The sequence below is a fragment of the Streptomyces sp. sk2.1 genome, from assembly GCF_008120935.1.
Classification (GTDB): Bacteria; Actinomycetota; Actinomycetes; order Streptomycetales; family Streptomycetaceae; genus Streptomyces.
Genome location: NZ_RDBO01000279.1, coordinates 1 through 5,086 on the forward strand (window position 1 = coordinate 1; position 5,086 = coordinate 5,086).

Consider the following 5,086-nt stretch of genomic DNA (forward strand, 5'->3'; position numbering starts at 1 on the left):
GGGGAGGGTTGGGGGTCTCGCAGTCCCCCCCTCTCGGACTTGTAGTCCCCCCCGGGGGGTCTTGCAGTCCCCCCCTCCTGTCCGCTTTCACCCGTATTGGGGGGAGGGGACTTGTAGTCCCCCCTGTGGATAACCGGCTTCGCCTTCTTCCTCGCCTTGCCCTTGTCCGCCCGATGCTTCTTCGGAGGCGCCGGCGCCAAGTTCGGGCGATCCTCACGAGTCAATGGAGCCTTGCCCCGCCGCTGACGTTCTGCGTTGACCTGCTCAATGTCCGGATACCACGAGAACGGGATCAGCAGGTCGTAGACGGTCGGCCGGAACCACTCCGGGATGTACGCCGCCGCCTCCTGGTTGCCGAGGGCGATGAGGCCCCGAGACTCCATCGTCCGGAGACGGCGCTGAACAGTCTTCGGGTCGAGCACAGAGGTCTCGGCCAGGGTCTTCTTCGACTGGAAGGCGTCTGTCCCATCGCTCCATGCGCTCTCGGCCATCGCGATGAGGATGACTCGCTCTTCGGCGTCTACGACCGGGGCGTTCTTCATGGCCCAGAGGATTGGCATCAGGCTCATGCCGTCACCCCCGCCGTACGGGCGATCACGCTGTGTGGGCTTGCGGTGACATGGACTGCTACGGGTACCCTCACGGGGACACCTCTTTCAACGTGGAGTGTCTGTGCAGCGGGCGGCAACCCGCTGTTGCGCTTAGGCGGCCGGCGGAGCCATTGGCTCCCCGGCCGTTCCGCGTTCCTGGACCAGGCGGTGGAACTCCTGGCCAGCTAATCCGGTCACGGCGTGCGGCCAGGCGCGGCGCGTGGGCCTCTGTCCGGCCCGCGACCACTCGGCGGATACTTCCTGAGGTAGTCCAGCAGCCGCTCGGTGCGCATCATCCGCGTCCGGCCAGCAGTCAGGTACGCCTCCTGGCCGGGTTCGTCACCAAACGGCCACCGCTCTTCTGTAGGTAGCTTCGCGTTGTTCCGGATGTGTGCCATGTAGCGGAGGCCGCGGGGGGTCATGCTGCTCGCGAGGCCGTGGCGAACGATGAGGCTGGCGGCGTCGGTGAACGAGATGTAGTCGGGGTCTTTGCGCTCGGTCATGGGCGCACCCCGAAGGGATTACTTCCCTCGAAGGGAAGTGGAGATACGCTTGTCACGTACAGGTCCTTCCGTCATTGGTGGGCTGTGCTGGGCCGTCTGTCTTCGCAGGACTGCGGCCAAAAGGACGGTCGGCCGGTGTGGAGCCGGTCGGCCGTCCGCCTTCTCACGGCGGACTACGCATCGCTTCCTTTCCTCTCTTCACAGCAGGTGCTGGTTCGGTGCCATCGCTGCCAGTTTGAACTCCGGCAGTTCGGACACGGTCACGCCCGCAGCCAAGAGGATTTCCGTGCCGTCAGCGCCTGGCACGAACGTGTCGGGCTCCCGCCACGCGGTCACCACCCGACGAACCCCAGCGTCGATGAGCAACTGGACGCAAGGGCGGGGACGGGATGCGCGTCGCGCGCACGGCTCGAGGCTGGAGTACACCGTCGCCCCGATCAGTCGCGGATCTCCGGCAGCCTTGGCGAGCGCCGCCTCTTCGGCGTGCACGTGCGGGTCGCCACCCTCACGGGAGTAGCCACGGGACACCTCCACGCCTTCGGCGTCGACGATGACGGCGCCCACGGAGAATGCCGTGTTCGACGGCGGACATTCGGCGGCCAGCTCGCACGCGGTGGACAGCCATGAGGCGTCGTTCACGCCGCCACCTGGGCGTCGCTCGTCTTCTTCGGGGCGTAGCGGAGGAGGATTACGTCGCCGATCTGTCGGGACTCCAGCAGGTGCATGCGGCGCAGCGGACCGCCCGGGTAGGGCCCGTCCCCGAGCATCCTCGGCGCATCGGCCTGTCCAACAAGGAGCGGAGCCACGACGAGGTGCAGTTCGTCGGCCAGACCCTGCTGCAACAGCTGTGTGTGGACCTGTCCGCCGCCCTCGACCATCAGCCGGCGTACCCCGTGCACTGTGTACAGGTGCTCGAGCAGCATCTCCCAGCTTTTCACGGGCGGCATCGTGTACACGTCGGCCAGATCGCCGAGGAGGCCGCGGGCCTTGTCGGCGGCCTCCTGTCCTGTCGCGTACGCGATTTTGCGGCCGCCGTAATGCCAGAACTTCCATTCCGGGTCCAGGTCCCCGCTGGCTGTCACGGTGACCTTCAGCGGGTACTCCGGCAGGCCTGCAGCCTTCCGGTCGGCGCGTCGCTGCTCTGACTTCACCAGCAGCCGAGGGTTGTCCAGCCGAAGGGTGTTCGAGCCGACGAGGATCGCGTCGCACGAGGCGCGTACCGCGTCGACGCGGTCGAAGTCGGCGTCGTTGGACAGCAGCAGCCGGTCCTCGCCAGGCCGGGTGTCGAGGTAGCCGTCGATCGAGACGGCCGCGGACAGCAGTACATGCGGGCGGGGCACAGTCAGCTCCCTTACTGGGCGGGGTGGTAGAGGATGCGGTCGAGTGCGGAACGGAACTCCTTGACGCCTGTTGCGGACGGCGTTGCGGCGAGCGTCTCGTCCAGCAGACCGAGCTGGTCGATGATGCGGGCGGATCCGGTTTCCGCGGCAATCTGCACGGCCTCCAGTCCCACCGCTGCCGCCTGTTCGACGTCGCCGACACCGGCATGGGAGCGGGCGGCACGTGCCAGGTACACGCCGCGGTCTCGCCGATATCCGGCAGGCAGCGCCTTGAGCGCGTCACGGAAGCCGGCCACGGCCAGGCCGTGCTGTCCTAGCTCCGCCAGTGACCGGGCCCGAGCCGTGTGGATGTACGCCGCGTCCAACCACGACCCCCACACACCATCCTGATCCGCACGGTCGAGGAGCAGCAGAGCCTCGTCGTAGCCCCGCAGAGCTTCCAGCTTCTCGCCGAGCAGGGAATGCCCGTGCGCCTGGTGCATCACCGCGATGACCTCGAGTCGTGACCCCGTTGGCGCGGTGCGCCGCGCTGCCGTCGCGAGACCAAGCGCATCACTGCGATGCCCCAAGTCTGCTGCCAGCTGCGCCTTGCGACCCAGGATGTACGCCGTCAGCTCCGGGTCGCCAGTGATGTGACTGTCGTCCAGGGCCCGTGCGGTGTGCGCATAGGCGGCTCGCTCGTCGCCGATGTCCTGCGCCAGCCATCCAGCGAGTTCCTCGAACCGGGTCTCCAGCTCGAGAAGCCGATCAGCGTCCTTCCCGCGCGCCTTGCGGCGCAGCACGGTCAGCTCGCTGAGCTTCTGAGTGATTGCTGGCAGGACGGTTCGAGGGCCCATCAGGTTGTCGGTCTGGATGAGGACCCGCCGAACCTGAGCAAAGTGCTCAATTGGCGCGGGAGTAGACGAGCCGACAGAGGAGTAAGGCGCGGCAAACGCCGGAGCGGGAAGGCTGGCAGTGGCCAGACCGACCAGGCCGGACGCAAGAACGGCGCGGCGGGGCACGGGCACGAATCGGATCCCTTCAGGAGTGCGGCATGGGACGACCACCGTGTCCATGTCGTCTTCCAGCGAGCCTGCCTCCCGTGGTCCCGGGAAAGCCAGCGTGTCCACGCTGCTGGCCACATGACCCGGCCGGTTGGCCACATGGACACGAGCCGTCCCCGCCCCTGCCTCCATCTCCTGCGCGGCGAGGTCCCAGCCATGCAGGAGAACCCCGCACACGTCCAGCGCAGCATCGAGCAATGCAGCGACATGACGTGGTACCGGGCGCTCGGCACGCTCGAATTTCGCCAGGTAGGAAGCGTTGTACGTGACTCGCGCGCTCAGCCCGGCTAACGACATGCCGCGCGCCTCGCGCGCCATACGCAGGTCGTGTCCCCACCGGTGCCATGGGCCGGCCTCCGGCGTCAGCTCATTGGGCTTTTGCGCCATGAGCCGCCTCTCCATCCCCCGCCTCGCGGCGGCATTTCGGCGCTTCTGTCCGGTACCGCATGTGTCCTGCGTGGCCAGCCGACGGGGCCTCATGCAGCCCCTCCCGCCGCCTGTGGTCCGCGACTTACAACGGATCTGCCAGCAGATCTCACCGTAGTCGCCGACCACTACAAGCCCCGGGAGTTGCCGTGAACGAGCCCTCGTGCGAAGCCCGTCAACTCTTTCCGCCGTTGCCGGGATCCTCATCGTCCGCTCCCTTCCTCTGCTCAAGGTCGGTTCGCCGGCCTGGCCGGAGCACGCGGGATCCGAAGTACGCGTCGACCTCTTTGGTCGGGTACTTCACGCGGGTCGTGCCTGGCGCGATGACCGCCGCCGGGAACTCCGGGTCGGTCTTGGCGATCCCGTGTACACGCTGGCGACTCAACCCGCATCTCTTCGCGATCTCCGGGATGGTCAGCAACTCGGGGACCTCCTGTTCGTGGTTTTCGGGCATGTCGTCTCCGCTCAGTATGGCCAACCTGCTTGACAATGTCCAACAGGTTGGGCATTCTCGTATCAGCAAAACAGCACGACCCCGGGCCAGCTTTCGCCGGACCGGGGTCGTGTGTCCCAAGCGGTGGTGGAACACCGCGAAGGACGTTGAACCGCCCTACCTGCCACAACAGGAGGATCGATCCGTCATGCAGGATCCCACACAGGGTGCCGACATGGCACTCCACCCCCGCGACAACGTCACCCGGGTTCACCCCGACTCCGGCGTCTCTGAGGCTCTTCGCCGTGTCGTGGCCGGCCAGATCGGCCCGAGGAAGCCCGGCGTCGTCTACAGCACCGCCGACGGCGTGTACGAGGTCCTCGACGTCACCACCGACCGCGACGAGGCGCGCCGCATCCTCAAGCGCCGCACCGCCCAGTTCGCGATCATCGTCCACGACCGCACCGCCGACACCATCGGCGCGATCGGCACCGCCTGGACCGGCACGGACCGCGTCATCAAGGCGGTGGCCTGAGATGGCGAACGTTCCCGACAGCATCCGCGCCCTCGTCGTCGCCCTGCACCAGCTCGGTGGCGGTGCCATCCTCCAGGGCCAGGCCGGCGCCCGCCTCAACATCACCTCCCTCGGTACCGGGACCGACACCCCGTGGGAGGACTGCTACAGCGTCGACGTGTCCGCCAGGGTCCTTGCCCGGGTCATCGAGGCCCTCGGCGGTCCAGCCGGTGTCGG

At 67.5% G+C, this 5,086-nt stretch carries 5 protein-coding genes and 2 pseudogenes; 2 read left to right on the forward strand and 5 right to left on the reverse strand.

What is annotated here, in order from left to right:
- The 5 genes and pseudogenes from EAO76_RS43750 to EAO76_RS43770 form a co-directional block, all read right to left on the reverse strand.
- A pseudogene (locus tag EAO76_RS43750) lies at positions 1-542 on the reverse strand (helix-turn-helix domain-containing protein); the annotation flags it as partial.
- Positions 543-784: 242 nt separating this feature from the next.
- The gene (locus EAO76_RS43755; protein ID WP_148841755.1) at positions 785-1,093 is read right to left on the reverse strand and encodes a hypothetical protein; all 309 of its coding nucleotides are present in this window, start codon (positions 1,091-1,093) and stop codon (positions 785-787) included.
- 198 nt (positions 1,094-1,291) lie between these two features.
- Positions 1,292-2,433 (reverse strand): annotated as a pseudogene (locus EAO76_RS43760) (dihydrofolate reductase family protein).
- A gap of 11 nt (positions 2,434-2,444) precedes the next feature.
- Positions 2,445-3,863, reverse strand: coding sequence for a helix-turn-helix transcriptional regulator (locus EAO76_RS43765; protein WP_187439072.1), 1,419 nt, complete (start codon positions 3,861-3,863; stop codon positions 2,445-2,447).
- 214 nt (positions 3,864-4,077) lie between these two features.
- The gene (locus EAO76_RS43770; protein WP_148841757.1) at positions 4,078-4,356 is read right to left on the reverse strand and encodes an AlpA family transcriptional regulator; all 279 of its coding nucleotides are present in this window, start codon (positions 4,354-4,356) and stop codon (positions 4,078-4,080) included.
- Between the two features lie 187 nt (positions 4,357-4,543).
- On the opposite strand from EAO76_RS43770, the gene EAO76_RS43775 reads away from it, so the two are divergent.
- Together EAO76_RS43775 and EAO76_RS43780 are read left to right on the forward strand one after the other, a co-directional pair.
- Positions 4,544-4,870, forward strand: coding sequence for a hypothetical protein (locus EAO76_RS43775; RefSeq protein ID WP_148841758.1), 327 nt, complete (start codon positions 4,544-4,546; stop codon positions 4,868-4,870).
- Position 4,871: 1 nt separating this feature from the next.
- Positions 4,872-5,086, forward strand: a 215-nt coding sequence (locus EAO76_RS43780) for a hypothetical protein (protein WP_148841759.1), incomplete at its 3' end; no start/stop codon positions are given.

Coding starts and splice junctions, on each gene's coding strand:
- EAO76_RS43765 (WP_187439072.1), bottom strand. CDS start 3,863: ATGGCGCAAAAGCCCAATGAGCTGACGCCGGAGGCCGGCCCATGGCAC.
- EAO76_RS43775 (WP_148841758.1), top strand. CDS start 4,544: ATGCAGGATCCCACACAGGGTGCCGACATGGCACTCCACCCCCGCGAC.
- EAO76_RS43770 (WP_148841757.1), bottom strand. CDS start 4,356: ATGCCCGAAAACCACGAACAGGAGGTCCCCGAGTTGCTGACCATCCCG.
- EAO76_RS43755 (WP_148841755.1), bottom strand. CDS start 1,093: ATGACCGAGCGCAAAGACCCCGACTACATCTCGTTCACCGACGCCGCC.